Source organism: Halomarina oriensis (assembly GCF_009791395.1).
GTDB classification, from domain to species: domain Archaea; phylum Halobacteriota; class Halobacteria; order Halobacteriales; family Haloarculaceae; genus Halomarina; species Halomarina oriensis.
In genome coordinates, this window is sequence record NZ_WSZK01000008.1 from 95007 (window position 1) to 121809 (window position 26803).

General features: G+C 68.5%; 24 protein-coding genes and 3 pseudogenes. 11 read left to right on the forward strand and 16 right to left on the reverse strand.

Annotated elements, in window-relative coordinates:
- Nucleotide 1: 1 nt before the first annotated feature.
- On the forward strand, nt 2-1738 hold the full coding sequence (locus GQS65_RS03745; RefSeq protein ID WP_158203335.1) for a hypothetical protein: 1737 nt from the start codon (nt 2-4) through the stop codon (nt 1736-1738).
- 54 nt (nt 1739-1792) lie between these two features.
- Nucleotides 1793-2665 carry a hypothetical protein gene (locus GQS65_RS03750; protein WP_158203336.1) on the forward strand — a complete coding sequence of 291 codons (873 nt, stop codon included), beginning with the start codon at nt 1793-1795 and terminating at the stop codon, nt 2663-2665.
- Between the two features lie 203 nt (nt 2666-2868).
- Here the strand turns inward: GQS65_RS03750 and GQS65_RS03755 are convergent, their stop codons facing one another.
- Nucleotides 2869-3735 carry a 3-hydroxyacyl-CoA dehydrogenase family protein gene (locus GQS65_RS03755; protein WP_158203337.1) on the reverse strand — a complete coding sequence of 289 codons (867 nt, stop codon included), beginning with the start codon at nt 3733-3735 and terminating at the stop codon, nt 2869-2871.
- A 248-nt stretch (nt 3736-3983) separates the two neighbouring features.
- Here GQS65_RS03755 and GQS65_RS03760 point away from each other — a divergent pair, with 248 nt between their 5' ends.
- Nucleotides 3984-4988 (forward strand): alcohol dehydrogenase, encoded by a 1005-nt coding sequence (locus GQS65_RS03760; protein WP_158203364.1) that lies wholly within the window; start codon nt 3984-3986, stop codon nt 4986-4988.
- A gap of 31 nt (nt 4989-5019) precedes the next feature.
- Here GQS65_RS03760 and GQS65_RS21340 read toward each other — a convergent pair whose 3' ends face one another.
- The 5 genes and pseudogenes from GQS65_RS21340 to kynU all read right to left on the reverse strand — a co-directional run bounded on the left by GQS65_RS21340 (nt 5020) and on the right by kynU (nt 9989).
- Nucleotides 5020-5166: a DUF7557 family protein gene (locus GQS65_RS21340; RefSeq protein ID WP_199268397.1), complete on the reverse strand. Its 147-nt coding sequence runs from the start codon at nt 5164-5166 to the stop codon at nt 5020-5022.
- Between the two features lie 84 nt (nt 5167-5250).
- Nucleotides 5251-5709 carry a hypothetical protein gene (locus tag GQS65_RS03765; protein WP_158203338.1) on the reverse strand — a complete coding sequence of 153 codons (459 nt, stop codon included), beginning with the start codon at nt 5707-5709 and terminating at the stop codon, nt 5251-5253.
- A gap of 386 nt (nt 5710-6095) precedes the next feature.
- Entirely contained in the window at nt 6096-7115 is a 1020-nt protein-coding gene (locus tag GQS65_RS03770; RefSeq protein WP_158203339.1) for a tyrosine-type recombinase/integrase, read from the reverse strand.
- Between the two features lie 562 nt (nt 7116-7677).
- A pseudogene (locus tag GQS65_RS03775) lies at nt 7678-8052 on the reverse strand (DUF5805 domain-containing protein); the annotation flags it as partial.
- Between the two features lie 632 nt (nt 8053-8684).
- Nucleotides 8685-9989 (reverse strand): kynureninase, encoded by a 1305-nt coding sequence (gene kynU, locus GQS65_RS03780; RefSeq protein ID WP_158203340.1) that lies wholly within the window; start codon nt 9987-9989, stop codon nt 8685-8687.
- A gap of 90 nt (nt 9990-10079) precedes the next feature.
- Between kynU and GQS65_RS03785 the strand changes: the two genes are divergently transcribed.
- Nucleotides 10080-11021 (forward strand): alpha/beta hydrolase, encoded by a 942-nt coding sequence (locus GQS65_RS03785; protein ID WP_158203341.1) that lies wholly within the window; start codon nt 10080-10082, stop codon nt 11019-11021.
- A 48-nt stretch (nt 11022-11069) separates the two neighbouring features.
- Here the strand turns inward: GQS65_RS03785 and GQS65_RS03790 are convergent, their stop codons facing one another.
- From GQS65_RS03790 to GQS65_RS03800, 3 genes are all read right to left on the reverse strand, one after another.
- Nucleotides 11070-11312, reverse strand: a complete 243-nt coding sequence (locus GQS65_RS03790) for a hypothetical protein (protein WP_158203342.1) — start codon at nt 11310-11312, stop codon at nt 11070-11072.
- Nucleotides 11313-11344: 32 nt separating this feature from the next.
- A complete protein-coding gene (locus GQS65_RS03795) occupies nt 11345-11932 on the reverse strand; it encodes a thymidine kinase (RefSeq protein ID WP_158203343.1) in 588 nt (195 codons plus the stop codon).
- An 87-nt stretch (nt 11933-12019) separates the two neighbouring features.
- A complete protein-coding gene (locus GQS65_RS03800; RefSeq protein ID WP_158203344.1) occupies nt 12020-12235 on the reverse strand; it encodes a hypothetical protein in 216 nt (71 codons plus the stop codon).
- Between the two features lie 141 nt (nt 12236-12376).
- Between GQS65_RS03800 and GQS65_RS03805 the strand changes: the two genes are divergently transcribed.
- The 4 genes and pseudogenes from GQS65_RS03805 to GQS65_RS03820 all read left to right on the forward strand — a co-directional run bounded on the left by GQS65_RS03805 (nt 12377) and on the right by GQS65_RS03820 (nt 15499).
- The gene (locus tag GQS65_RS03805) at nt 12377-13060 is read left to right on the forward strand and encodes a dolichyl-phosphate hexose transferase (protein WP_158203345.1); all 684 of its coding nucleotides are present in this window, start codon (nt 12377-12379) and stop codon (nt 13058-13060) included.
- Between the two features lie 268 nt (nt 13061-13328).
- Nucleotides 13329-14211, forward strand: a pseudogene (locus GQS65_RS22065) (FAD-dependent oxidoreductase).
- An 86-nt stretch (nt 14212-14297) separates the two neighbouring features.
- Complete coding sequence (locus GQS65_RS03815; protein WP_158203346.1) at nt 14298-14522, forward strand: CDGSH iron-sulfur domain-containing protein; 225 nt, start codon at nt 14298-14300, stop codon at nt 14520-14522.
- 80 nt (nt 14523-14602) lie between these two features.
- Entirely contained in the window at nt 14603-15499 is an 897-nt protein-coding gene (locus GQS65_RS03820) for an ROK family transcriptional regulator (protein WP_158203347.1), read from the forward strand.
- A 206-nt stretch (nt 15500-15705) separates the two neighbouring features.
- On the opposite strand, the pseudogene GQS65_RS22270 reads toward GQS65_RS03820, so the two are convergent.
- From GQS65_RS22270 to GQS65_RS03845, 5 genes and pseudogenes are all read right to left on the reverse strand, one after another.
- A pseudogene (locus GQS65_RS22270) lies at nt 15706-17607 on the reverse strand (DUF7846 domain-containing protein); the annotation flags it as partial.
- Between the two features lie 127 nt (nt 17608-17734).
- Nucleotides 17735-18886: an ABC transporter ATP-binding protein gene (locus GQS65_RS03830; protein WP_158203348.1), complete on the reverse strand. Its 1152-nt coding sequence runs from the start codon at nt 18884-18886 to the stop codon at nt 17735-17737.
- Nucleotides 18876-20492: an ABC transporter permease gene (locus tag GQS65_RS03835; protein WP_158203349.1), complete on the reverse strand. Its 1617-nt coding sequence runs from the start codon at nt 20490-20492 to the stop codon at nt 18876-18878. Before GQS65_RS03835 ends, GQS65_RS03830 begins: the two co-directional genes overlap by 11 nt.
- Nucleotides 20492-21646, reverse strand: a complete 1155-nt coding sequence (locus GQS65_RS03840; protein ID WP_158203350.1) for an extracellular solute-binding protein — start codon at nt 21644-21646, stop codon at nt 20492-20494. The genes GQS65_RS03835 and GQS65_RS03840 overlap by 1 nt, the downstream gene beginning before the upstream one ends.
- Before the next feature lie 42 nt (nt 21647-21688).
- Nucleotides 21689-22843 carry an alpha-1 4-glucan-protein synthase gene (locus GQS65_RS03845; RefSeq protein ID WP_158203351.1) on the reverse strand — a complete coding sequence of 385 codons (1155 nt, stop codon included), beginning with the start codon at nt 22841-22843 and terminating at the stop codon, nt 21689-21691.
- Between the two features lie 177 nt (nt 22844-23020).
- Between GQS65_RS03845 and GQS65_RS03850 the strand changes: the two genes are divergently transcribed.
- Both GQS65_RS03850 and GQS65_RS03855 read left to right on the forward strand, forming a co-directional pair.
- Nucleotides 23021-24178 carry a thiolase family protein gene (locus tag GQS65_RS03850; protein ID WP_368279800.1) on the forward strand — a complete coding sequence of 386 codons (1158 nt, stop codon included), beginning with the start codon at nt 23021-23023 and terminating at the stop codon, nt 24176-24178.
- Nucleotides 24175-24603 carry an OB-fold domain-containing protein gene (locus GQS65_RS03855; protein ID WP_158203352.1) on the forward strand — a complete coding sequence of 143 codons (429 nt, stop codon included), beginning with the start codon at nt 24175-24177 and terminating at the stop codon, nt 24601-24603. Before GQS65_RS03850 ends, GQS65_RS03855 begins: the two co-directional genes overlap by 4 nt.
- A gap of 3 nt (nt 24604-24606) precedes the next feature.
- On the opposite strand, the gene GQS65_RS03860 is transcribed toward GQS65_RS03855, so the two are convergent.
- A complete protein-coding gene (locus tag GQS65_RS03860; protein ID WP_158203353.1) occupies nt 24607-25446 on the reverse strand; it encodes a DUF7547 family protein in 840 nt (279 codons plus the stop codon).
- Between the two features lie 96 nt (nt 25447-25542).
- Between GQS65_RS03860 and GQS65_RS03865 the strand changes: the two genes are divergently transcribed.
- Entirely contained in the window at nt 25543-26187 is a 645-nt protein-coding gene (locus tag GQS65_RS03865; RefSeq protein WP_158203354.1) for a DUF7504 family protein, read from the forward strand.
- A 133-nt stretch (nt 26188-26320) separates the two neighbouring features.
- Here the strand turns inward: GQS65_RS03865 and dpsA are convergent.
- Nucleotides 26321-26803 (reverse strand): DNA starvation/stationary phase protection protein DpsA (dpsA, locus tag GQS65_RS03870; protein ID WP_158203355.1); only part of this gene is annotated, 483 nt, incomplete at its 5' end.

Below are 26803 nucleotides of genomic sequence, written 5' to 3' on the forward strand. Positions count from 1 at the left end.
AATGAGTGAACTGGCTACCGGTGTCGTCGAGTCGGGCGACGTCACCGTCGAGAAGTCGTTCGAACCGGACGAGTTCCCAGTCCCCGCTATCGCGTTCGTCGTCCGGTCGGCGCGCGACGAGCGTGTGGCCGTCCGCGTGACCGACGAACTCCCGGAGGGAATCAAGGCCGACGACGTCGGGTTCCACCCCGAGTTCGGCGAGGAGTGCTGGTCCGTCGACGACGGTGCGCTCGTCTTCGAGCGTGACCTCGGTGCGGGCGAAGAGGTGACGACGGTGTACGCACTGCGCGACCAGGACGTGGACGCGGTCGAGGAGTTCCTCGACGACCCGGTTCTGGAGGTCGACGACGCCGCGGCCGACGTCCTCGGGACGAACAGCGGTGACGTCGTACGCGACGTCATCGCGGGCGACGCGGACAGCGTTCCGGGACTCGAAGAGGAGGCGGAGGCCGTCGACATCACGGCCGAGGAGGACGCCGAGAGAGCGGACGAGGAGGACGAGGAGGTCGAACCCATCGAGTTGAGCGACCCGAGCGACGGGAGCGACGGGAGCGACGACGCGCCCGACGCGACACCCGAACCGACGCCCGCGACGTCGTCGAGCGACGCCGTCGACACGGCCCCTGCTGCGAGCGGCGTCGCCGCGGCCCTCGCCCGCGAGTTGCGCGACGGCAGCGTCGACCCCACCGTCGAGGACGCGCTTCGGAACGCGCTCGGTGCGGACGGTCCGTCGGGGAGCGAGACCGCGCAGTTGGCGACCATCCGCGAGGACGTGACGAAGCTTCGGGCTTACGTGAACGCACTGGAGGCGTTCCTCGACGAGAACGGCGACGCGCAGACGCTGTTGCGTGACCTCCGTGGCGAACTCGGCTCGCTGGAGTCACGGCTCGACAGCCACGAACAGCGACTCGGCACCGTCGACGACGGCGTCGAACGGGTCGACGGCCGTGTGGACGAGGTCGAGGAACGAACCGACGGCCTCGACGAGCGACTCGACGAGACCAGCGCGTCGGTCGAGGCGCGTTTCGAGGAGACGACGGACACCCTCGACGAACTCGGAGAGGCGGTCGAAGTCGTCGACGACCGCGTGGCGGCGGTCGCGGCCGACGTCGAGAGCGTCGACGAACGGGCCGACGCGGTCGACGCCGACGTCGAGGAACTGTTCGAACACGCCGACGAGACCGACGAACGGTTCGACGCCGTCACCGACCGAATCGAGGACGCCACCGGTCGGACCGAGACGGTCGGCCAGGAACTCGACGCGGTCCGCGAGGAGGTCGACGACCTCTACGAGCGGACGGACGAGGCGGCGACGGCCATCGAGACCCTCGACGGGTCGACCGACGACCTGGAGGACGGGTTGGTCGACGTCGAGGGACACGTCGAGGCCGTCCGCGACGATCTCGCGGCGGTCGAGGACCACCTCGATACGTTCCGTGGCGAGGCGGCGACCACCGACGACGTGGACGCGCTGAGCGGCCGACTCGACGAGACGGCGGAGGGACTCACCGAGACGGTCGACCACGTTAAGGCCGCCGAGGGCCGTATCGACGACCTCGAAGAGAGCCTCGACGAGGCCGGCGACGTCACGGAGCGCTTCGACGCGCTGGAGACGGAACTGGAGCGTGTCGAAGCGCTCTCGACGCGCCTCGACGACGCGGAAGCGGAACTCGACGAGTTCGACTCGTTCAGGACGCGGATGGCCGGTGTCTTCGGTGGCGACGCGCCCGGCGAGTAGCCGCCGGTCGCCCGAATCGGTCGCGTTTTATCGCCGGAACGAGTGTCTCGGACAATGGCAGACATCAGCGTCGCCGTTCCACGGAAGGGTCGCCCGCTCGAAGCCGTCCTCGAACGGCTGGCGACCCATACGGGGACGACGGACCTCGCCGACGAGGTCATCTCGACGCTACGGTACGAGAAGGCGGTCACGAAGGGACAACAGGCGGCCGACCGGTCGGTCTACGACCGTCTCGCGGCGTACAGCGAGGGGAACGCCGAGTACACGCTCTGCCGCGACGGTCGGGAGGGGTTCCCCCGGCGCATCGTCTTCGACTCGGTGACGTGGCGACTCGACGATCACGAGGTTCGGCTGATCGGCCGGGAAGAGCCGTTTCGGGCGCTCCGGAAACACGAGTTCGCACTCGGGTTCGACAGCGCGGACCTCGTCCTCGAAGAGGTGGTCGGCCTCGCGCCGACCCCCCTCCGGGACATCGCCGACGTCAACGACCGCATCGACCCGCTCGACACCGACGTTCGGGTCGTCACCGGCCTCGGGGATACGGTCTACCACACGCTGCTGGCGACCCCCGCCGTCGCCGACGGTGACCTGGACCGTTCGTTCGTCGAGGAGTACGTCGGCCCGGTCTGTATCTCGCCGCGATACGAGCGACTCGTCGAGGCCGTCGTCGGGACCGACGCGCTCGACGGTATCGAGTTCTGCTACCCGAGCGAGGGGGTCGAGGAGGAGGCAGCCATCGCGGAGGCCGGTCTGGGTGTCTACGTCACCGTGACGGGGTCGACCGCACGGGACCACGGTCTCGTCCTCGGCGAACCGCTCTTTCCCTCCGAGACCGTCCTGCTGGAGAACGAATCCGAGTCCCGACCGGTCGACGAACGCCTCAAGCAGGTCCTCGAACCGGTCGAGACCGAACTCGCGGTTCGCTGACCGCCCCGACCATCGACCCCTCCCCGCTACAGCCTGAAGAGTGCGCCGAGGAGTCGAGGGCGGTCTGCGATGCGAGCCGAGAGGTAGTGCCTGCTACGACGGGTTCTCGTTCCTCATTCGGTGACGAAACGAGAGCGCTGTCCGGGGAGATACTGCGACTCGGCCGACTGTCCGAACGGTGGTCCTGACACACCCGTCACGGCTCACTCGGTGTCGACGCGTCCGCCGTCCTCCCAGCGGTAGAACCCTTCCCCGGACTTGACGCCGAGTTTCCCGGCGCGGACCTTCCGTTTGAGGAGGGCTGGCGGTCGGAACCGTTCGCCCAGTTCCTCCCGGAGGTACTGGAGGATGTGGAGTCGGACGTCGAGGCCGACTCTGTCCGTGAGTTCGAGCGGTCCGACCGGGAAGTTGTACCCCTCGACCATCGCCCGGTCGATGGCGGCGGGGTCGGCGACCCCCTGTTCGACCATCCGGATGGCCTCCGCGCCGATGGCGACGCCGAGACGCGAGGTGGCGAACCCGGGGAAGTCCTCGACGACGACACAGGTCTTGCCCGCGTCCTCCAGCATCTCGACGAGTCGCGTTTCGGTCTCGTCGGCGGTCTGTTCGGCCCGAATCACCTCGACGAGGTCCATCAGGTGAGGTGGGTTGAAGAAGTGCGCACCGACGAACCGCTCGGGGTTCGACACCGAACTCGCCAGTTCAGTCACCGAGAGCGAGGAGGTGTTGGTCGCCAGCAGGCAGTCGCCGGGAGCGGCGGCGTCGACCTCCTCGAACACCGACTGCTTGAGGTCCATCGACTCCGGAACCGCCTCGACGACGAGTCCGGCGTCACCGACCGCGGCGTCGAGATCGGTCTCCCCGGTCAGTCGGCCGAGCGTCGCGTCCCGCTCGGCCTCGCTCACCTTCCCGAGTTCGACGCCCTTCTGCAGGTTCGACCGGACGGTGTCGACACCGTCCGCCACCCGTTCGTCGTCCACGTCGCGCATCGTCACGTCGTGACCGGCCATCGCCAGCACCTGTGCGATGCCGTGGCCCATGCTCCCCGCACCGAGGACGGCAGTCTGCATACTCCGGCGTGTGAGGCCCGGAGCAAAAGTCCTCCTCTCGGGCGCCGTCGCCACCCGCGTGCGCGAGATATTTCATCCGAACCTACCGGTAGTCGTGGCCAGCGGTGAACGGGAGGACAGTCTCGACGCCGCGACCGGGACGTGATTCGCCACCGGTGACTCACACGAACCGAACCGTCACGTACGCACTGGATGACGGCTATGTCGTCCCCGCGTGTAGCGAATCCCGTATGAGCGACGACGCGACGATGCGAGCAGCCCAGGTTCCCGAAGCGGGCGGCGACTTCGAGGTGGTCGAGAAGCCGATTCCCGACCCCGGCCCCGACGAGGTGCGGGTCGCCGTCGACGCCTGCGGAGTCTGTTTCAGCGACCACTACACGAAAGACGGCGTCTACCCCGGCATCGACTATCCACGCACGCCCGGTCACGAGGTGGCGGGTCACGTCGACGCCGTCGGCGAGGACGTGACGACGTGGGAGGAGAGTCAGCGCGTCGGCGTCGGCTGGCACGGCAGTCACTGCTTCACCTGCGACCCGTGTCGCCGCGGCGACTTCATCAACTGCGAGGAGGCGTCGGTGACCGGCATCCACTTCGACGGCGGCTACGCCGAGTACCTGACCGCACCACAGGAGGCGCTGGCGGCGATTCCCGACGACCTCGACGCCGTCGACGCCGCGCCGCTGCTCTGTGCGGGCGTGACGACGTACAACGCCATCCGGAACACCGGTGCACGACCCGGTGACCTCGTCGCCATCCAGGGTATCGGCGGCCTGGGCCACCTCGGCCTCCAGTACGCCCACCGGGCGGGCTTCGAGACGGTCGCGCTCTCGCGGGGCACCGACAAGCGTGACCTGGCGTTCGACCTCGGCGCGGACCACTTCGTCGACACCGACGCCGAGGACCCGGCCGACGCGCTCGGCGAGATGGGTGGGGCACGCGTGATTCTCGGCACCGCACCGTCGAGCGACGCCATCGAGTCCGTCGTCGGCGGTCTCGGGCCGAACGGGCAGTTGGTCGTCGTCGGGGTGCCCGGTGACGGCGTCGAGGTGTCGATTCAGGCGCTCGTCGGCGGGCGCAACACCGTCGAAGGGTGGGCCTCGGGAACGGCGCGTGACTCACAGGACGCCCTGGAGTTCAGCGCGCTTCGGGACGTGACGCCGATGGTCGAGGAGTTCTCGCTGGACGAGGCCGCCGACGCCTACGCGGCGATGCTCGACGGCGAGGTCCGGTTCCGGTCGGTTGTCGTCCCGTAGTCGGTGGCCGGCAGGCACGGTCGCTCGCCGATCACTCCGAGTAGCCCTCCTGGACGAACCGGGTGCTCTCGTAGATGTTGAGCAGTTCCTCGATGAGTTCCACTCGTGTCTCGTCGTTTTCGAGATGCGTATCCAGTCGGTCGACGAGTTCGTCCGGGAGTTCGATGGTCGTTACCATGTCGCGTGGCACTATGCACTCGTCCCTGATGAACGGGTGGATTCTCAGGGGTTCGTGTACGAGGTGGGGCGTCGGCCCGAGGGCTCACGTCGCCGGTTCTTCGACCGTCGCCGGACGGTCGGTCTCCCCCGAGTCGTGGCCGGGGGTCGCCGTTCCCGACGCTCGGCCCTCGTCGAGGACGCTGGCCAGACGGATCTCCAGTTCCCGCTCGTCGATTCGGTCGCCGACGTACTCGTCTTTCACCACGTCGAGCGGGTTCGGGACGGCGTCGGCCGCCCTGACGGCCGCCTCGACGCGACGGGCACCGTACCGAAGTCCGAAGGCCCCCACCGTGACGGCCAGCACGACCAGTCCCGACAGCCCCAGGAGTGTCAGCAGGTTCACGTCGCCGGCAGTCACCACGGCGAGCCCACCGAGGACGGCGATGACGCCGATGGCTGCCAGTCCGGAGAGCGCCACTAGCAAGACGAGCGTCCCGGCGAGCAGGTAGAGGCCCGCGCGGAACACCGCGAACGCTCGGGGATGGCGCACGTCTCCCGTCATGCCCACCCGTTACCCGGCGACGCTCAAAGCGTTGTCGTGGGGACCCGAGTGACTCACGAGACGGTGGCCGCCGCGTGGGTGACGGTGACGACACTGACCGCCGACGCCTCTCTCCGGACCACGCGCGTTCGCACATCGCCCCCGCCGAACCTTCGGGTCACACACTGTGCGCCCGGTGATTCCTGCCGACCCGCTTTCGCCGTCACCGATACCGTCGGAGCGGGCCGCTGATTGCAGAATTCGGCGGTTGTCGAGGGAGAGTCGTCTACCGCCGCGTCCCGAATTTGATATAACGACATACGATTTACGAGTCGCTGGCGCGACGCCACTTCTGTTGGAAGAAGCACAACAGTAACTGGTGACTGCATCGAGACGGGGCCACAGCGCTACCGAAGCGAGTAGACGTTCGCCTCGTACACCTCGCGGACGCGGTTGCCCCAGTCGTGGGTGTAGGTGTCGATGATGTCGGTGGCGACGTCCCCTCGGAGGTACTTCACGACGCCGCGGTCACCCGTCCGGTCTCGGAGGTGAGTGGTGAAGAAGTGTCTGAAGTAGTGCGGTGTGACGTTCTCGCTGGCACCCCCACCCTCGCGGTGCCAGCCGTGCGCTTCCGCGTGGCGTCGAACGACGGTTCGCACCTGTCCCGTCGTCAGCCGTCGACCCCACGACTCGCCCGTATCGAGGAACAACGGCTCCGCAGGCGACCGCGAGTTGGGTCGAATCGCTAGCCAGCGCTCCAGTTCGTGCCGGAGTTCGTCGTCGACGGGAATCACCGTCGCCCGCTTGCGTTTGTTCGACGCCTCGCGCTGCTCGCCGTCGACGACGCTCCCCCGCGTGACCTCGCTGTCGACGTAGAGCGAGTTCGGTCGTGTGTCGAGCTGTGGGCGCGGTTCGACGCGGTATCCCGCCCGAAGCTCACCGTCGAGCGAGAGGTCACGCAGGTCGAGGTTGACCAGTTCGCCGACACGCATGCCGGTCTTGAGCAGTGTGACGACGAGCGCCCGTTCGAGTGGGTGGTCGAGAGCGGCGACGAACTCGCGCATCCCGGCGACGCTCACCTCCCGACGGGTGGGGTCGGTGTCGATGGATTCGTCCATCTCGGCCATCACCAGCGCCATCGGGTTGCCGTCGAACGTCTCCGTCTGGAGCATGTAGTCGTAGAACCGGTGGACGTACGTCGCGTAGGTCGCCACCGTACTCGGGGCGTACTGCTCGCGCAGGTCGTGGACGAACGCGAGACAGTGGCGCTGGGTCGCCGTCGCGGGCGTCGCGCTCTCGGTGGCGACGAACCGCTCGAACTGCCGAAGGACACGCTCGTACGCCGTCCGCGTCCGTTCCGAGCGGCCGTGGTACTCGATGTCCTGGAGGAAGTACGCGACCGGGTCCTCGACGGCGTCAGTACTCATCGGTTCGCCTCTCGTCGGTCACGCTCTCCTCTCGTTTCCCCTGACGCCGCTCGGACCTACCGTCCCGACGAGTGTCCTCCCCGTCGAGCGACTCGCGGGCCGCACGCAGTGCCTCGACCGGCGGGCGGTCATCGGGTGGGGGCGATGGCCGGCCGTCGCTCCGTGGCCGACGACGGTCCCTCCGCCCGTCACGACGGCCCGACGGGGCGGGGTCCCGTCCGCCGGGGCGCTCCCGGTTCCCCGACGCTCGCCGGTCGTCGTCCCGCCCCCGATACTCGCGGACGTCCTCGCGTCGTCGTCCCTCCGGCGATTCCTCTCGCCGGACGTCTCGTCGTTCGTCTCGCCGATCGACCACTCCGTCGGTGACCCACCGGTCCGTCTCGCGGGGCCGTTCGCTCCGGTCCCGGCCTCCGGTCTCCCGCTCGCCGGCCGACTCGCCGTGGGGCCTCGGACGGGCGTCGTCCGCCCGGCCGTCGCGTCGACGGTGTCCACCGTCGTCGACCTGCCGGCCTCGCCCGTCGTATCGGTCCCCGTCGTCGGCAGGTCCGCGTTCGCCCCCGGACTCGCTCGTGAGTCGGTAACCACCGTCGCGGCCGCTGTAGCGAACCTCGCCACGGTCCTGGAGTCGGCCGAGCGCGTCGTCGACGGCACGCTCGACGTCCCCGGAGACGCGAGCGACGACGCCGTCCCAGCCCAGGACCCCCGACTCGGCGAGCGCCGAACGGACCTGCTCTTCGAGGTCCTCACCCCCAGGGGTCGCGTCCCCAGAACGGCTCTCCTCCGGAGCCGGGTCGAACCCTCGCCGCCCGGCCTGTACCATCGTCCGGAGGAACTCGCTCTGGCTCATGTCCAGCGACTCGGCGTGTTCGACCCACGTCTCCTTCTGCGAGCGAGGGACGTACGTCTTCACGACAGTCCGCTCGTCCTCGTCGGTCATACAGTTCGCTGTGACGGTGTGAACTTAGGTGTTGTCCCACGGCGTGGGATAATGCACTTTATCTCCTCAGACGGAGCTACTATTTCAGCTCGTGCGGCGCATAATCTTCTTTGATGGCACTATAGATTTCGGCTCGTGAGCCTACCAGCGTCGATAATAAACTGTCCGCCGGACCGGATGCGTTCTGCGGTCGGTCGTCGTTCGAGTGCTCGAGACGAGCCCTCTCGACTCGTTTCGCGCTGGCTACAGGCACCGGGCCGTCGTTGGCGACGGGTGTCGAACACTCGGGGGAGTCGTGGCGACGGCGAGTGATTCGTTGCAGCTTTTGCCGCTAGCTCCGAGAAGGCTCGTAGAGCGTCGCTCGTGGGTTTTTCTTGCTGCGCGATGAATCCCCTTGCGGTCTCGGATACTCTCGCATCTCGTGGCGTTCTGCGCCTCGGTTTCTCACCAGATTCGGACAGGTTCCGTCGTGGTGAGCGACGGTGTTCCACTCGGCACTACGGGACCGGCGCAGAGTGAGAGGGCGTCTCACACTCGGCGTCGTTCGGCCGACCCGTATATCCTCTGTCGCTATACGCTCGGCCGGCCGCGTGGACTCCGAAAGCTGCCGGGAGATCGGACGGTGGCGGTAGTCACGTCACACCGTCGCCCCGCGGGTCGAACCGCTCGTAGGTTCGCTCGGTCAGCACCGACTCCAGGTGTTCGCCGACCTGCCACGTCTCCTCGAAGGAGGTGTACAGCGGGGCGGGACAGACACGGACGACGTTCGGCGGGCGGAAATCGACGACGACCCCCCGAGATTTGAGCGCCTGGCTGATACGGTAGGCTTCCTCGTGTTCGACGGCGACGTGCCCACCGCGACGCTCGTGTGCCCGCGGAGTCCCGACGGCGTACTCGTCGAGACCGGACACGAGGTCGACGAGCAGGTCGGTCAGCGCGAGGGACTTCTCTCGAATCGCGTCGATACCCGCGTCCTCGACCACGTCGAGTGCCCCTTCCAGCGGCGCGACGGCGAGCAGCGGCGGTGTCCCGACCTGCCACGCTCCGGCGGTGTCGGCGGGGGTGAACTCGTGGTTCATCTCGAACTGGGTGGCCTTGTCGTGGCCCCACCACCCCGCGAGCGCGGGGGCCGTCCCGAAGTGCTCGCGGTTCACGTACAGGCCCGCAGCGGCCCCCGGCCCGGCGTTGAGATACTTGTAGTGACACCAGACGGCGAAGTCGACGCCGTACGCCGACAGGTCGTGTGGGACGACACCGACGGAGTGTGCGAGGTCGAACCCCGCGAGCGCGTCGTGGTCGTGGGCCATCTCCGTGATACGCTCGACGTCGAGCAACTGCCCGGAGCGATAGAGCACGCTCGGCATGAACACGATATCGACGTCGTGGGCGTCGAGCGCGGTCTCGATGTCGGCCTCGTCGACGGTCCGGCCGTCCTGAGACTCGACCGCTATCAGGTGCTCGTCGGGGTCGAGTCCACGCTGGCGTAACTGTGTCCGAATCGCGTAGTGGTCGGTCGGGAAGTCGAGGTCGTTGACCAGCACCGCGCCGGGGTCGGCGCTCGGGTCCGGACCGGCGGGCGTGCCGGGGCGGGTGTCGAGGAACGTCCCGAGCAGGGTGTGGATGTTGACGGTGGTGGAGTTGGCGACGACCACCTCGCCATCGCGTGCGCCCACGAGCGACGCGAGGCGGTCACCGAGGTGCTCGCAGTAGCCGAACCACGGCGGGTCGCCGTCCGTCCAGCCCTCGATGCCCTGCTCTCGCCACTCCTCGACGACACGGTCGAGCGTCCGCTCGGCGTCCGTCGAGACCGGCCCCAGCGAGTTGCCGTCCATGTAGAGGTCGTCGGAACACTGGAACCGGTCACGCAGGTCCGCGAGCGGGTCCTGCCGGTCGCGTGCGCGTGCGTCGGCCAGCGAGTCGACGCCGGTGTCGTCCATACGACGGCGTCGGCGGCCCGCGGATTGAGCGTTCCGGGAGCGTCCCGTCGAACGGGAGCGTTGAGGTACCCCGCGTGCGAGCACTCGCCCATGCGCGAGGAACTCGACCCCGAGGTCCGGGCGGTCATCGACGACATCGAACGGCAGGGAGTCCCGGAGTGGCACGCGATGGGCGTCGAGAGCGCCCGACGCGTCGAAGACGAGGTGTTCGGCGGCGGTGGCGGCCCCGAGATGGCGCTGGTCCGTAACCTGACGTTCGACGGCCCCGCCTGCGAGGTTCCGGTTCGGGTCTACCGTCCCGAGACGACGGACGACGACCCGCTCCCGGTGCTCGTCTACTACCACGGCGGTGGCTGGGTGCTCGGGACGCTCGACTCCATCGACGGTGCGTGTCGAGAGTTGGCCGAGCGCGTGGGCTGTGTCGTCGTCAGCGTCGACTACCGCCTCGCCCCCGAGCATCCGTTCCCGTCGGCCGTCGACGACGCCTACGCCGCCGTCAGGTGGGTCGCGTCGACCGCGGACGCCTTCGGCGGTGACCCCTCCCGCCTCGGTGTCGCCGGAACGAGTGCGGGGGCCACCCTCGCCGCTGTAACCGCCCTCAGACTCCGCGAGGAACCCATCGCGGACCTCGACCTCTCGGTACAGCTCCTGCTGTACCCCATCACGAACCACGCGTTCGACACCGACTCCTACGAGGAGAACGCCGAGGGCTACCTGCTGACGCGTGCGGACATGGGGTGGTTCTGGACGCAGTACCTCCGGAGTTCGGTCGACGGCGCGAACCCCTACGCCTCGCCGCTTCGCGCACGGGAGCTCTCGGGACTCCCGCCGGCGTGTGTCGTCACGGCGGGGTACGACCCGCTCCGCGACGAGGGAGTCGCGTACGCCGAGCGACTCGCCGAGGCGGGTATCGGGGTGGCTCACGAGCACTACCCCTCGATGTGTCACGGCTTCCTGAGCCTGACCGACGAGGTGGACGTCGCCGACGAGGCGATGGACACCGTCGCCACACGCGTCCGAGAGCACCTCTGAATCCGGTCTGCGAGCACCACTTACCGAAAGCAGACCGGCTGCGGTGGGTTAGAGCGGTTCGTCGCAGTAGTGACAGCTCTCACGGGCGGCGGCGTTCCGGGCACCGCAACTCGGACAGTTACCCTTCGGGCCGTCCTCTCGTTCGGACTGTTCCTCGCTCGACCCGCTGCTCGCCAGCCCTGCGACGAGCAACACGAGGCCGACGACGACGGGACCGAACGCACCGAAGAAGAACAGCGAGACGCCCGTCAGCGAGACGACGACGCCCGCGAAGAACAGGGACTCGTCCATGGGTACACGCTCGGGTCGACTGAGAAAAACCTTCAGGCCGAGCGGAGCGTGTGGCAGTTCCGACAGCGTGCCTCGTAGGACTCCTCCGCGCCGACGACGATGGTCGGGTCGTCGGCGTGGGCGGGGTCGCCGTCGACGAGACGCTGGTTCCGGGTCGCGGGTTCGCCACAGACGGTGCAGATGGCCTGGAGTTTGTCGACGTACTCCGCGAGCGCGACGAGCTGGGGGACCGGGTCGAACGGTTCGGCGCGGAACGTCTGGTCGAGGCCGGAGACGATGACCCGGCGGCCGTCGTCGGCGAGGTGTTCACAGACGTCGGTGAGGGTGTCGTCGAAGAAGTTCGCCTCGTCGACGGCGACCACTTCCTCACCGTTGAGTTCCTCCGCGATGGTCCAGACCGACTCACCTTCGTTCTCGACGACGTGTGCCTCCCACCGGTGCCCGCTGTGAGAGCCGATGGTCGTCTTCCCGTAGCGGTCGTCGAGCGCGGGGGTGAACACGGCGACGGACTGGTCGGCTATCTCCGCGCGGCGAAGCCGACGCAGGAGTTCTTCGGTCTTCCCGGAGAACATGCACCCGGTGATGACCTCGACCCACCCGCTCCGCGTGATGGCGTGCATACCGAGTGGGGCAAGCGTCGAGGAAAAAGCGTTCCCACTCGGAGACGGTCGTCTCCGCGGTGGGTCACCGGAGAACGAAGCGGCCGCTCAGTTGCGCCCGGAGAGGTCTTCGACCTCGGGGAGGATCTCCTCCACGCCACGGGTCGACTCCTCGGCGTAGGAGGTGTCGACCGGTCGAACTGCGAGCCGTCGCGGTTTGCGAGTGGGCCGGCGGTCCGTCCCACCGTCGGTGCGTGCACGCGACCGCGTCGGTAGTTCGGGAACGAGCGGCGCGTCGTCGGAGAGACTGGTTTCGTCTTTCATAGCTGTGTGGCAGCGGTCGCCTGTCGACCGTCTGCGTACACGACACTGAACATCGCTATCTATAATAAATGTTCATGTTAGAACAGCGTTTGCCGCGCTGTTTTTGGCAAGCCTAAAGTAACGCCTCGCGAGAGTCGGGACATGGACGAGTACACGTTCGACGACCTGAGCGTCGTCATGGGCACGTACAACGAGGAAGCGGCCATCGCTACCGTCCTCGAGGACGTCGAGCGAGTCACGGACGGCCGCGCCGAAGTCGTCTGCGTCGACGGGTCCAGCGACCGAACGCCCGACATCGCCCGCGAGCACGGTGCGCGGGTCATCGAGCAGGAACCTCAGGGCTACGGCGTCGCCGTCGAGGCGGCGCTCCACGCCGCCGACCGTCCGGTCGTGGTCACCACCGACTGCGACGACACCTACCCGATGGACGCGCTCCCCCGGTTTCTCGACGCCATCAACGAGGGGTACGACGTGGTCAGCGGCGACCGGCTCTACTACGGTGCGGCGGCGATGCCGGCGCTGAACCGCCTGGGGAACGCCGCGTTCGCGGTCCTCGCGAGTGTTCTGATGGGCCGACGTGTCCACGATACGACGACCGGGATGCGGGCCTACCGGCAGGAGGTCGTCGAGAAGATCCAGTGGACGGAGAACACCGGTCTCTCCGCCGAACTACTGATGCGCCCGCTGATGCGTGAGTACCGAGTCCGTGAGGTGCCGATAGAGTACGCCGAACGCGCCGGTGAGACGAAACTCGACCCGCTGAGCGGTGGCTGGGACATCGCTCGCTCCATCGTCCGCGTGGCCGCCGAAGAGCAGTTCCGCTGACAGCTCGGCGAATTCTGTCGGAGTACCACCGTCGAAAACTCTGTCTCACCAGCGACTTGTACACTGTATGTCGCTACATAGAGTGTGGCTCACGGTCGAGGGCTACCGCTCGTTTAGCTGACTCCCCGGACACCGATACGAGGGGGAGACTGTGGCGGCGACACGAAACAGCTTTGAACGTTTAGGCAGACCTAAAAAATATGCCGAAGGAGACCGGTGGTCTCGGTGTGCCGACACACCGGGAGCGGCCGAACGGTGGTGGGTGGTGATGGGAGACGGGACGGAGTTCGACGTCGTCGTCGTGGGCGGTGGCCCCGCCGGATGTTCGACGGCCGTGTTCACCGCACGCTACGGACTGGAGACGGTCGTCTTCGACCGTGGGAACTCCTCGCTCCGTCGGTGTGCCTTCGTGGAGAACTACCTGGGCTTTCCCGCGGGCGTCGACGTCGAGACGCTGTACGACCTGATGCACGACCACGTCGAGGTGGCGGGCGGTGAACTCGTCGCCGAACTGGTCGAATCGGTCCAGCGAGAGGGAGACGGGTTCGTCGTCGAGACGCAGGACGGCACCTCCGTCACGGCCGCCCGCGTCGTCGCGGCGGCACGCTACGACGCCGAGTTCCTCGGCGGACTCGACGGGGGGGGACGCGATGTTCCTCGCGCACGACCACGGCGAGGGCAGGCGGTTCGACCGCGAACTCCCCGACGAGGACAGGTCGACGCCCGTCGACGGTCTGTACGTCGCAGCGCCGGTCGGCGACAGCGAAGCCCAGGCTATCACGTCCGCCGGGCAGGGTGCACGTGTCGGGCGAACGATTCTCGCGGACGTGCGCCGCGAGCAGGGCTACCCCGACGCCCTCGCCGACCACTGGGACTGGGTCCGGCGGGAGGACGAACTGACCGGCGAGTGGGCCGACCGTGACCGCTGGCGCGAGTACGCCGACGCCCGGCGTCCCGACGACCATGCGGTCGGCGACGAGCGCTGGGTGGAACTCCGAGAACGCGAACTCGACCGACGGTTCGCGGCGTACATCACGGGCGACGATATCGAACGGCGGACCGAACGGGGACAGCGCCGCCTGCTCACTCACCTCGACGACGACCTGATTCTCGACGCCGCACGCGAGATAGCGGCCGAACGCGAGGACTGACCGTCGGGCCTCGACACGGGGTCGAGATTTCCGGTCGGTGTTGCCGATAGCTCGACGCTCCTTATCCGTCGTGTACTCGGTGGCGTATGACCCGACTGGTCGACCACGACGCCACCGGCCCGGTTCGACTCGACGAGAGCGACATCGACGAGACGTACGGTGACATCGCCGTCTGTCGCTGTGGCCTCTCGGCGGACCCGCCGTTCTGCGACGGGTCACACAAGCGAACCGAGGGCGAAGCCGACGACGTGCTGTACCGGTACGAGGACGGCGAGCGGTACCCCGTCGACGTGGTCCGCCGCGAGGAGTGACCCGACGCCCTCGACACGGACGGCCTCGCCCGCTCGCGCACGTGCCAACGCTTTAGCCGACGGGGAACCCAGTCGGAGACATGAGCGACGCGTCCGAGACGAGGCTCCAGGAGTGCGAGGAGTGTGTCGCGCCTGCCGAGGCGTTCTCACTCATCGCCAACGAGACGCGACTCTCCATCCTCGAAGCGCTCTGGCAGGCCGACACGCGACCGGTGCGGTTCTCCGACCTCCGAAGTGCGGTGGGGATGCGCGACAGCGCCCAGTTCAACTACCACCTCTCGAAACTCACCGACCAGTACGTCGTCAAGGTCGAGAACGGCGAGGAGTCGGGCTACGACCTGCGCCACGCCGGCGAGAAGGTGGTCCGAGCCATCATCTCGGGGTCGTTCAACGAACACCCCCGTGTCGACCCGTTCCCGGTCGAGGGGTCGTGTGCGTGGTGTGACGGGCCGCTCGACGCCCGCTACGACGACGAGATGCTCGCCATCGTCTGTCGGGACTGTGACCACCGCCACGGCAACTACTCGTTCCCCCCTGGCGGGTTGAACGACCGGACCGACGACGAGGTGGCCCGCGCGTTCGACCAGCGGGTCCGACACCTCCACTGTCTCGCCGCCGACGGCGTCTGCCCCGAGTGTAGCGGTCGGATGGAGACCGCACTCGAAGAGGAGGGTGACTGCTGTCTCGGCGACGGCCTCCGCGCCGACCACGTCTGCGTACAGTGTGGCCACACCCTCTGTTCGACGGTCGGTCTCTCGCTGCTCGATAAGTCGCCCGTGGTCGCGTTCTACGCCGACCACGGCATCGACCTCTCCAGTCGCCCCTACTGGACGCTCTCGTGGTGTGTCCGTGACGACCACACCGACGTCGTCTCCCGTGACCCGTGGCGACTCGACGTCACCATCGACCACGGCGGCGACTCCCTCACCGTCTCGCTCGACGCCACGCTCGCCATCCTCTCCGTCGAGCGCAACTGAACCGACGACACGGCCGCCGCTGCCGACGTCGTCTCGTTCGCCGTCTCCACGCTCGTCTCGACACGTACCCCCTCGACGTAGTCGCCTCCGTCGAGGTACGTCCCCTCCGTCCCGCACTCCGTCGTCAACCGACAGACGCGCGTCTCGCCCGGCCAGAGGAGTCTGACGGTCTCCCCGTCCGTGCCGACGCTCACCTCCTGACGGTACGAGAGCGTCGCGCCACCGTCCTGGACGAACGTGACGACGAGTGCTACCTCCTCGGCACCGTCCAGCGGTGTCACCGTGTTCCCGTAGCGGACGTGCCCCGCCGCGACCTGCCAAGTGACTGTGTGGGTGTCACCGGTCGCGTTCGGCGTCCGCACGACGGTGTCGTCACCGACCTCGATTCGGACGCTCGACAGTCGACCGACCGTGCCCACCTCGGCCCGGACGGTGTGGCTGGGCCCCTCCCGGACGGTCAACGCCTGGAGTTCGGGCGTCACCGGACGCGGTCCCGGTCCCCACTCGCCGCGGAAGGTGTAGCGATACAGGGACCGGTTCGGGTAGGCGTCGACGACGGCGAAGTCGCCGGCCGCGTCGCGGTCCTGCACGTAGAGGACGTCGCCCGAGTCGAGCGACCCGCCGTTGCGAAGCGTCTGGAACGGGTGGCTGAGCCACGGTCCGAACGTCCGGGGGACGAAGACGAGACCGCTCTCGAACTCGTGGTCCCGAATCGGCTCGACGGCACGCTCGTAGTGGGCCGTCGACTCGGCGTGCCGGGCGACGGGGCCGTCGAGCGCGGCGACCTGTGCTCCCGCCGCGACGGGTACCGCGAGCAACAGGAGGACGACGCCGACGGTTCGGACCTGTCGTCCGTCGAGGCCGTCCCGTGCGGCGAGTCGTGTCCGAACCGTCGCGGCCACGCGACGCAGACCGACCGCGCCGAACACCGAGAGCGGGAGCAGGAGGTCGAAGTGGTAGAACGGGCCGTAGCTCCCCATGAACCCGTCCGTCGGGTCCGCGAGTCGACCCATCACGTTCAGCGACCCCCAGAAGTAGAGGTTCCCGACGGCCACCGAAAGCGCGACGCCCGCGACGAGTATCCGGAGGGTGTGGTCGGAGACGAGCGCCTCCGGGTCGCTCCCTTCACGAAGCGACCCGAGGCCGACCAGCGCGAGGAGCGTCCCGAGCGGTGCGGCGACGGTCCAGCGCGTCGCCAGTTCCCACAGCAGCGTGACGTTCGCGTTCAGCGAGAGCCACGGCGAGAACACCCGGTCGTAGTGGAGCATCCGCCGGTAGCCGAACCCGAGGCCGTCGAGCGGCGCGAACGCCTGGTACGGGAACGTCAGCGCGTGGCCCGTCACGACGGCGTTGTACCCCAGCGTCAGTCCGACGCCCGCGAGGCCGACGGCCGCGAGTGCGAGCAGTCGGACGCTCACCGGCGCACGGAGCGCGGCGGGGAGGCCACCACGGCGCGCACGTCGTCCGAGCGTCACCAGCGCGTGCGCGACGAACGGGAGCGCGAACAGGACGGCCGTGTACGGTCGTGCGAAGCACGCCAGGCCGACGGCCGCCCCGCCCGCGAGCGCGTACGCGAGACTCACGCGATTCCGGCCCGCGTCGAGTCGCCGGAGCGACCGGACGTAACAGAGCGCGAACGTCAGGTTCAGCATCGTCGTCGGCGCGTACGGGAGGAACGTCGCCGAGATGAGGAGGAAAAACGGTGTACAGAGCGCGAACGCGGCGGCGAGCACACCGGTCCGCTCGTCGAACGCCTCGCGTGCCAGCAGGCCGACGAGCGCGACGTTCGCCGCGGCGACGGCGGCGAGGACGAGGCGCGGCACGCCGAGGGCGACGCCCGGCGCGAACAGCGCCGCCGTCACGGGCGAGTACTTGGGGTAGAGCCGCGACCCGTCGACGACGAAGAACCACGGTCGGAACGCCATCGGCAGGTCGGTCGTCAGCCAGAGCTTTCCCTCCAGTAGCATCGCGGCCTGCTGGAGGTAGACGCCCTCGTCGTGGTTCGTCGAGAGCTCCGGGAACAGGGTCCGGGCGGTGAGGAAGACGACGACACCGGCGAGGACGGCGAGTGCGACGAGGACGAGGTGACTGCCGGGGCGACGGTTCATCGAGCGAACGCTGTCGGGACGACGGCCTCGGTGGGGCTACGACGCACGTGGCTCACCTCGTGGGAACTGAATCGCTCCACTCGCTATCGCTCGTTGCGCTCCTCGTTTCCACTCGCTTCGCAACGTTCTACAACGCACGTGGCTCACCTCGTGGGAACCAGGCCAACTCGTGGTCAGCAGTCACCTCGACGCGAACGCGTTCGTCCAGCCCCACCTCGTCGGAGTGGTTGTGCATGCAGGCGACGGTGTCGCCCGAGTCCAGTTCGACGCGGTAGAGGACGGTCGGCCCCAGATACCGTCGGTGGACGACTTCGCCGTTGCACTCCGGGGCGGGGGCGGCGACGGCGCGCACGTCGTCCGGTCGAACCAGCAGGTCGATGTCCGTCCCGTCGTACTCCGGCGCGAGGCCGAACACGAGGTCACGCGGGAGTTCACCGACGCCGGTGGCGACGCTGTCGGCGTCGACGCTCCCCGCGAGGAAACTGGCGTGGCCGAGGAAGCTGGCGACGAACCGCGACTCGGGGTGCTCGAAGACGCGTTCGGGCGTGTCGACCTGTTCGAGTTCGCCGTCGTTCATCACCGCGACGCGGTCGGAGATGCTCATCGCCTCCTCCTGGTCGTGGGTGACGGAGATGGCGGTGACGCCGGCCTCCTTCAGGATGCGCCGGACCTCCTCGCGCATCTCGACGCGCAGGTCCACGTCGAGGTTGGAGAACGGTTCGTCGAGCAGGAGCAGGTCCGGTTCGGGCGCGAGCGAGCGTGCGAGCGCGACCCGCTGCTGTTGTCCCCCGGAGAGTTCGTCGGGCTTCGCGTCGCCCTTCTGGGGGAGGCCGACGAGTTCGAGCAGGCGACCGACCCGGCGTTCGCGCTCCTCGTCACCGAGGTCGCGGAGGCCGAAGCCGACGTTCTCGGCGGCGGTGAGGTGGGGGAACAGCGCGAACTCCTGGAAGACGACGCCCACGTCGCGTGCCTCGGGCGGGGAGAACTCGGGGCCGGCGACGGACGTCCCGCGCAGGCGAATCTCGCCCTCGTCGGGCCGGTCGAGTCCCGCGATGAGCCGGAGGGTCGTCGTCTTGCCACATCCCGAGGGACCGAGCAGGGTGATGAGTTCGCCCTCGCGGATGGTCAGGTCGAGGTCGTCGATGACGGTGGTCTCGCCGAAGCGCTTGGTGACACTGTCGAGTTCGAGGACGACGCGCTCGGCGAACCGGTCGTCCCGGACGGTGGGGTCGTCGCGCTCGTCGGGGGTGGCTCGCCCGTGGGCGAGGTCATTCGACATCGTACCCCTCCACGCGGACCATCACCAGCAGCGACAGCGCACTCACGAGCAGCAACACGAGTGCAGGTATCGCGGCCTGGCCGTAATAGCCCTGCTTTTCGGCCGTCCAGAGGTGGGTCACCAGCGTCTCGAACTCCGCCGGACGGAGCAGGAGCGTCGCCGGGAGCTCCTTCATCGTCGTGAGGAAGACGAGCGCCGCCCCGCCGAGGACGCCGGGTAACACGAGCGGGAGCGTCACGCGCCGGAACGCCCGACTCGGGGAGTCCCCGAGCGTCCGGGCGGCCTCCTCCAGCGCGGGCGAGACCTGTCCGAACGCGGCACGGGTCGACCCCGCGGCCTGCGGGAGGAACCGGACGACGTACGCGAACACGAGCAACGGGAGGTAGACGACGCCACTCGTGTAGAGGTCGCCCGCGTTGGCGGCGACGGTGACGAGCGCGAACCCGACGACGACGCCGGGGAGCGCGTAGCCGACGTACGACACCCGCTCGACGACGGTGCCCAGCACCCCGACGAGCGCCGAACTGCTCGTCCGCGAGCGCCGCGAGGCGACCCACGCGACGGGCAGGGCGGCCAGCGCGGCGAACGCGGCGGCCGCGAACGCCAGCCACGCGGAGTTGAACGCGTACACCGGCTGGAACGCCAGCGACGGGGCGACTCGCGCCTGCGATTCGAGGAGCCACAGCGTCAGGACGCCCAGCGGGACGGCCAGCGCGAGCAGCGGCACGAGCAGGCAGGCGGCGACTGCGGGCCACGTCAGTCGGCCGAGGCGGAGCGGCGAACTCGCCCGACCGGGGTGTTCTGACTGGACGCCCGACCCGCGCACGCGCGACTCGATGGCGAGGATGACGAACGCGACGACGACGAGCTGTACCGACAGCAGGACCGCGAGGTCGAAGTCGTACTGTTGGGCGCTGTAGATGACCCGCGTGTAGGCGTCGAAACGCATTATCTGGGGCGTCCCGAAGTCCGAGAGCGCGTACAGCGCGACGAGCAGTGCGCCCGCGCCGATGGCGGGGCGGATCTGGGGGAGCGTGATGCGTCGGAACGCCTCCCAGCGCGTGTGCTGGAGCGTCCGGGCGGCGTCCACGAGCGTCGTGTCGAGCGTCTTCAGCGCCGCCCGCGTCGTGATGAAGACGTACGGGTAGGTGTAGAGCGTCAGGACGAACACCGTCCCGCCGAGGCCGTAGATGGAGGGGAGCGACGCGACGCCGAGCGGTGCGAGGAGTTCCTGGAGCGGTCCCGTGGGTCGGAAGACGTAGACGAACGCGAACGCGCCGATGTACGAGGGGACGACCAGCGGGACGGCGAGCGCCACGGAGAACAGCCGCTTGCCGGGTAGGTCCGTCCTGACGGTGAGGAAGGCGAGCGGGACGCCGAGCAGGATGGAGAACCCGGTGACGCCCACACCGAGGAGGGCGCTGTTGAGCGCGATTCGGAGGGTCGTGTCGGCGAGCAGGAGATCGAGGCTACTCCGGGCGTCGGCAGCACCGAGAACCAGCGCGACGAGCGGGAGACTGACGGCGGCGGCGACCGCTGCCGCGAGCAACAGCACGCCGACGCCGCGTCCCGACCCCGTCTGCCCGGTCTCGGTGGTCGTCGCCATCAGACCGTGATGCCCACCTCCCGGAGCAGTTCGAGCGTCGGCTGGATATCCGCGAGCTGAGAGAGGTCGAGGTCCTGTGGGGGCTGGAGGTCTTCGACGGGCGGCAGGTCACCGATGGGTTCGGCCTCGGGGATGACCGGGTACTCGAACGTCTCGGCGATGAAGTACTCCTGAGCCTCCGCCGACAGGAGGTGCCGGACGAAGTTCGCGGCCATCTCCGGGTCGGCGGCGGTGTCGACGGTACAGGCCCCGGCGACGTTGAACACCGACCCGGCGTCGTTCTCGGTGAACGCCGTCGCCAGCGGCGCGTCGGGACGGCTGTCGAGGACGCGCTGGATGTAGTAGTGGTTCGTGAAGCCGGCCTGAATCTCGCCGTCGGCGATGCGCTGGGCGATGGTGAACTCGTCGCCGTACTCCTGGACGCCCGACTCCAGCATCCCTTCGAGCCACGCGCGGGTCTCCTCCTCGCCGTTGAGGATGCGCATCGCGGTGACGAACGCCTGGAACGAGCCGTAGGAGGGTGCCCAGCCCATCACGCCGTCGAACTGCTCGGCGTCGGGGAACGCGAAGATGTCGTTCGGGACGTCCCCCTCGCCGAACGTGTCGGTGTTGTACGGGACCGTTCGTGCGCGACCGGAGGTGCCGACCCACATCCCGTCGGGGTCGGTGAACTCCTCCTCGGGGAGGTCGACGACTTCGCTCGGGAGTTCGCCGGCTCGACCGGCGTCGGCGAGCTGCCCGAGGCTACCGGCGTTGACCGAGAAGAACACGTCGGCCGCGCTGTTCTCGCCCTCCGACTGGATGCGGTTGACCAGCGCCGTCGACCCGTCGTACCGGGGGGTGATGGTGAGGTCCGGGTAGAGGTCGTCCATGTAGTCGAACAGCGCGGCGACCAGCGGCTCACCGCGCCCGGAGAAGACGGTTATCTCTCCGGAGAGGTCGGGCATCGCCTCCATCGGCGTCCCGGCGGGCGTGTAGTCGCCGCCGCGTCCGGAGCCGATCTGTCCGGGCTCGAAGCGCTGCTCGTCGTCGCCACCGAGGACATCGAGACAGCCTGCGAGAGACGAGACGGAGAGTGCGCCGGCAGCCTGGAGGAACCGTCGTCGCTTCGGTGCTCGTCGGCGTCGGCCCGCTCCGTCGTGCGAGTCGCTCATTGTTCGTTTAGGCACGCCTAAAACACTTATAGATGCTGGTTCTCAGTCGTCCGCTGGTGTCGGCTCCGCGAGGGGTTCGCCCGTCTCGATGGCGTCGAGGCAGTTCAGCCAGCGGTTCATGTGTTCGCCGACGAACGTGAGGAACTCGTCGTTGATGTAGTCGGTGTCGTCGGCCACGAGCGCGTCGGCCATCGCGCCGAACGCCTCGGCGTAGCTCTCGGCGTCCTCGCCCGCATCGTCGGCGATGTGCCAGACGTGTTCGTTGAGTTCGAGCGCGGGCACCTCGTTGTTCAGGTCGCCGAACGTCGAGCGCGGGGCCTTGTTGTGCTCACACAGCGGCGTGCCGTTGTAGACGTGGTGACCCATGAGGTCCGCCGCGCGCTTGAGGAAGACGCCCGACCAGATGTCGTCGAACCGGCCGACGTCCCACGGGTTGTCGTCCATCGGCAACTGGTAGAACGCCGGGACGACCTCCCGGCGGAACGCGAGGTTCATCGAACAGACGGTGAGGTAGTTCCCGGTGGCAGCGACGAAGTCCTCGCCGTAGTCCTCTCGGGTCGTGCGGGTCTGGGCCTGTCCCTGCAGGTCGCCATCCATCAGGATACGGACGGCGTCGAGGTCCGGGACGTTCGTCCAGAGGCCCTGCGAAGCGACGACGTGGTCGACCTGCTCGGTGGTCTCCCCGACTTCCTCGTCCATCGCACTGTAGGGGTAGCCACGGGGGTAGAGGCCGTGCTCCTCGACGTTCCGGTAGAGGACGTTCACCCAGCGCTCGTCGCTCTCGACGGCCAGCGTCTCGCCGGTGTGTTCGAGGTTCCGGTAGTGCTGGCCGAAGTAGTCGGTGTCGTGGGGGAGCGTGTCGTCGTCGATGAAGACGCCGAAGTCGAAGCGCTCGTGGGCCCAGAGGTAGAGCAGGCCGAAACTCGTCTCGGCGTGACTCGCCGCGGGAATCAGGTCGCCGTACTCCTCGATTCCCCGCGCCTCGTACCACTGCTCGCGTGCTTCGCCGTCGAAGACGCGGCCCTCGACGCCCTCCTCCTCCAGCATCTCGCGCATGCCGTCGGTGTCACAGAAGTCCTCGGTGACGAGGACGAAGAACAGTCTGTCGAGGTGGCCGTACTCGCGGGCGTTGGCGACGTAGTCACGGACGCACTCCCACTCGCGGATGGTGGGGACGACGACGCAGGTGTCGGTCATTGCCAGTAGGTGTTTAGGCCGCCCTAAAACGTCTGTCGGTTCTGGCCACGGATACCGTACACCGTCTGATACTCTGCCCTCGGTGGTACCGCTACCCACGACACTTAACCCGTCGCCGGGTGCATCACACCCCGAGATGCACGATTCCACGAGGGTCGGCCCGTCGGGTGGTCGGCCGTGACCGACGTCGCCATCGTCGGCGCGTCGATGACGCAGTTCGGCAGGCGCGAGGGCGAGTGGATACGCGACCTGCTCGCTCAGGCGGGCGAGCAGTGTCTGGAGGACGCGAACGTCGCCCCCCACGAACTCGACCACCTCTACGTCTCGAACATGGCCTCGGGAGAGTTAGAGGGTCAGACCGGTGTGCCGAACATGCTCGCACACGACCTCGCGGCGATTCCGGCGTACACCCAGCGCATCGACCAGACCTCCTCGTCGGGCGGAGCGGGCGTCTACGCGGCGTGGCAGTCGATCGCCAGCGGTGCGAGCGACGTGACGCTGCTCGTCGGCGGCGAGAAGATGACCCACCGTTCGACGGCCGAAGCGACGGACGTCATCGCCTCGTTGACCCACCCCGTCGAGTACAAGCAGGGCGTCACGCTCCCGAGTTTCGCGGGGCTGACCGCACGCCTCTACCTCGACACCTACGACGCGCCCCGCGAGTCGCTGGCGAAGGTCGCGGTCAAGAACCACCGGAACGGCGTCGACAACCCTCACGCCCAGTTCCGCAAGGAGATCGACGTCGAGACGGCCCTCGACTCGCCCGTCGTCGCCGACCCACTCCGTCTGTACGACTTCTGTCCCATCACCGACGGCTCGGCGGCACTGCTGTTCTGCTCGGTCGAGGACGCCGAAGCACGCGGGGAGCCGTACGTCCGCGTGACGGGTATCGGCGGGGCCACGGACACCCACGTCGTCCACGAGCGAGCGGACCCGACGACGATGGGTGCGGTCGTCGAGTCCAGCGAGCAGGCCTACGCGATGGCCGACTGCGGCCCGGAGGACGTCGACGTCGCCGAACTCCACGACATGTTCACCATCCTCGAGTTCCTCCAGAGCGAGGACCTCGGGTTCTTCGAGAAGGGCGAGGCGTGGAAAGCCGTCGAGGAGGGCGTCACCGACCGCGACGGCGACCTCCCCATCAACACCTCCGGCGGCCTCAAGTCGAAGGGCCACCCGCTCGGCGCGAGCGGCGTCGCCCAGGTGTACGAACTCGTCCAGCAGCTACGGGGCGAGGCCGGTCCGCGACAGGTCGACTGCGAGGTCGGACTGGCGTGCAACGTCGGCGGGTTCGGGAACTGCGTCACGACCACGATTCTGGAGGCGGAGCGATGAGCGAGGACGACGAGCGCCACGGGACCGACACGACCCACGACGAAGACGGCACCGACGACGACCGCACGCCGTTCGAGGCCGTCCGTTACGCCGACGGGAGCCTCGGTTACCCCGGCCACCCGGTCGGTCCCGACGGGAGCGAACCGGTCGGAACGGTCGACCTGAGCGAGCACACGGCGCGTGTCGTGACGTGGACGACCGCCACGTCACCGCCACCCGGCGTCCGCTCACCCAACCACCTCGCCATCGTCGAGTTCGACGTCGACGGGGAGCCGATTCGCGCACTCGGCCAGTTGACGACCGGCGACGTCGCCATCGGTGACGAGGTCCGGCCGGTCTACGCCGCGGAACTGCGCGACCCCGAGGCCGGCATCCGCGACCCCGAGAGTCAGGAGTGGGACGGCTACCGGTTCGAACCGGTCTGAGAATCAGTCCTCGTTCCCGTCGCCCGGTTCGTCACTCCCCTCGCTGGCACCGCCAGCGCCGGCGTCCGCGTCGTCGCTCCCCTCCGACTCGTCGCTGCCCCGCACCTGCCGCCTGAGCGAATCGAGTTCGGAGTCGACGTCTACCTCGTCGCGGCGGGCGGGGCCGTCGGCGCTGTCCTCGCCGCGTCGGGCCGAGCGGTCGCGCTCGGCGGCCTCGCCCTCCCGACTGTCGCTCACGTCGATGGTCACCGGCGCGTCGGAGCGGTCCTGTCGGCCCCGCCACCGGTCGTCACGGTCGGTCCCCGTGTCGTCACGGTCGGCCCGCTCGCGTTCACGGCGGACCGCGCCGCTCGAAATCCGCTCGTCGATGTCCTCCCGGAGCGCGCGGGCGTCGGCCAGCAGGTCCCGCGCCTCGGGGTTCGACGGCTGCCCCTCCAGCGCGCCCTGCACGTCGCCGAGCAGGTCGTCGACCTGACCGAGCGTCCGGCGGCCGACCGACTCGACACGCCGTTCGGAGACGTCGCCGCCGCCGTTGAGCACGCGCAGCAGGCCACGGAGGAGTTCGAGGGCCTTGATGTTCGCTTCGAGGAACGCGATGAGCGCCGGGATGGTGTACTCCTCGGTGAACTGGAGGAACTGACCGGGCCGGGGGATCTGTGGCCCCCCTCGTCCGCGTCGCCGGTCGTCGCGCCGGCGACCGGAGTCGTCACGCTCGGGTCTCTCGGGGGAACGGCCACGCGCCTGCCGTCGGTCCTGGTCGTCGAGTTCCGTCCGTAACTGGTCGAGCGTCCCCGATAGCTCGTCGAGGAGGGCGGCGAGGTCGTCGTCGGACCGTCTGCTCATGTCCTCTCCGAAGGGGTACCGAGCAAAACATCTACCGCCCGGTTTCCTTGCACAAATCTTATTATCTACCCCGACAGAGGATTAGTAAGAAACCGTATGGCAGGCGACTCCGTCGGTACGTTCACGCAGGCGCTCGCGGCACTGAAGCGCCATGGGAGCGGCCTGCTCGTCACCGGGGCGGCCGCCCAAGAGACGCATCTGGCGGCGTGCCGCCGGCTACTGGGTGACGCCGGCGACGACCGGCAACGACTCGTCGTCCTGACCGACGGCGTCCCCGGCGTCGACGACCGCACGAGCGACGACGCCGCTCGGGTCATCGATCGCCGACCGGCCACGCGTGGCGCGACGGCGGCCGCGTCACCCACCGCGACCGACGGCCCGTCCGACCTCGTCACGCTCGAACGCGAGATCGTCGCGGCCATCGAGTCCATCGAAGCCGAAGCCGGCAGTCTCGACCCGGCGGAACTCCGGGTCTGTCTCGACTCGCTGCGGACCATCGTCGACGGCCACGACCAGCGCGAGGTCGAGCAGTTCCTCGCCGGCGTGCTCGACGCGGTCCGTGCCGTCGACGGGATGTGTCACGTCCACTTCCCGGTCGAACGCGACAGCGAGGCCACCCGACGGTTCGCCGACCTGTTCGACGCTACCATCGAGGTACAGCTTCCCGCCAGCGGGGGGGACGTCGAACAGTGCTGGCACCTGCACGACCCGGACATCTCGACGAACTGGCTCCCGCTGTAGGCTTCCGAGCGTCCGTTCTCCGACCGTTCACGGCTCACGAGCGGCAGGGCCGTCGCTCGTGGCTCCGTCCCGGAATCGCCGAGCGCGGTCGCTGTCGCTCGGCGGCGTGATAAACGAGAGGTGGTGAACCGGCTCAGTGGGTCGCTTCCTCGAGGACGAGGGTGTCGTCTTCGAGGTAGTGCTCGATGTGGTGGGCGTCCTCCTCGACGTTCTTGAGCACGTCGCTCTGGAGGATGTCTTCGGTGGTGTAGTCGCCGAGGTTGTCCGCGAGTTCGATGTGGTCGCGGAGATCCTCGATGACGTCGCCGTACATCTCCAGGTCGTTCTCCAGCGAGGTTCGGATGTCGTAGACGTCCTCGCCCTCGTGTTCGACGGTCGCGCGGTCGCTGAGCGCCTCCATGCCGGAGACGGGGAGCGCCACCGAGCGCCTGTGCAGCGCTCGGCGATGACGGTCCGCGCCGACCTCGACGTGTTCGTAGGCCTCTTCGAGGAACAGGTGGAGGTCACGGAACTCCGCGCCCTCGACGACCCAGTGGTGTTTCTTCAACTGGTGGTAGAGGACGTACGCGTTGGCGAGGTCGGTGTTGAGCGCCTCGATTATCTGCTCCGCACGGTC